At 70.5% G+C, this 1,403-nt stretch carries 1 protein-coding gene; it reads right to left on the bottom strand.

The window, feature by feature from the left end:
• Positions 1-1,287, bottom strand: a 1,287-nt coding sequence (locus G6019_RS14770; protein ID WP_182627905.1) for an HtaA domain-containing protein, incomplete at its 3' end; no start/stop codon positions are given.
• Positions 1,288-1,403: the final 116 nt, after the last annotated feature.

Here is a 1,403-nt window from a genome sequence, read left to right as displayed (position 1 = left end):
TGGGGTCGCCGCGGGTGAGGACCCGCCTGACGACGGGCCGCTCGGGGATGCGGGGATCGTGGCGACGGTGCCGCCCACGGTCCCGGCGGTGAGAGGGGCTCCGGCGGTGTAGTAGTCCGCGAAATACTCTTCGAAGACCTCGTCCACACCGCCCCCCTCGGCGGCCGACGCGTCCGGTGCCGCCGCGGCCGGGCCCGCGCTGTCCCGCGCGGCGTTCACCGCATCGGGTTGGAGCGGTTTCCACGCCTCGTCCATCCACGCGGCAGCGGTGTCGGCGACGTCGGTCCCCGCGGCCCGGAGGATCTGTTCGACCGTGTCGTCGAGGACCCTACCGACGATTCCGCCGGACCCGCCGGACCCACCGGAATTCGGCATTTCCTCGGGTTCATCCGAATTCCAACTCACCGCTATCGGCAGCGCGGGTTTCGTACCGTCAGAGGTTCCGGTCGAATACCAGAATCCCCCGGATCCCGCTTCCGCGGCGAAGTCCACGAATTCCCGCGGGAAAGCTCCCCAATACGCGCCGTCTCTCGTCTGAGGGTTTTCTCCGGCACCGGCGGAATAGGGCACACCGAGGTATTCGGGAGTCACGGAGAACCCTTTTTTCCCTCCCAGTTCCACGCGACTGCGGGGGAGATTCGCGAGGACGACGGTGCGGGACGGCACCGGGGTCGACACCTCGGGGTTGTCCTGGGCGCTCCGTCTCCCACCCAGGGTCGCGGTCACGGTGGCCTTCGTGGGCGTGACCGTGAGGACCGGGTCGGTGACGCTGAGGAACACCAGGCCCGAGTAGTACAGGACCGACGCGGTGCCCTTCCACTGGATCTCCGCCGTGCCCGAGGCGGCGTCGACGGTTCCGGTCCCCTTGCCGAAGACCATCTCGAGGCCGCTGTATCTGCTCGAGGCGGCGTCACGGAGGGCGGTGCCCGCCTGGTCGGTCTGCGTCCCGGCCCAGGTCGCGGTCGATGTCCCACCGTTCGCGGACCGCTTCTCGATCGTCACCTGTCCCGACGTGGCCCTCCATGTCTGTTCGGTGATCGTCGCCCCGGGCCCGGCGAGCGCCGCCGAGCTGTCCCCGGCGGAGAGGAAGTTGAGTCCGGGTCCGTGGCTGGGCCCGGCGCTCTGCCTGCTCAACCCCCATCGGAACTCGGCATCGGTCAGCTCGACCGCCGAGTCCTGTGCTCGGGCCGCCGGCGAGTACATCAGCGAGCCGAGGGCGAGGGCCAGGGCCAGGGCCAGGACCAGGGCGGCGCCCCGGCGGTGGCCCGATAACTGGTCACTGGTCATCGGGATCTCCTTCGGTGTGAGCTCTCGTGTGGGGGGCCGGGTGCCCGTCGGCACCGCCGGCGTCGGCGAGGCGTCTCCGGTTGACCGCGACCGCCGCCGCGACCGACAACGCCAGC

Source organism: Dietzia sp. DQ12-76 (assembly GCF_014145045.1).
In the GTDB taxonomy this organism is placed as follows: Bacteria; Actinomycetota; Actinomycetes; order Mycobacteriales; family Mycobacteriaceae; genus Dietzia.
Note: the sequence above shows the minus strand (reverse complement) of the source record. Positions and strands in the feature narration are given on the sequence as shown.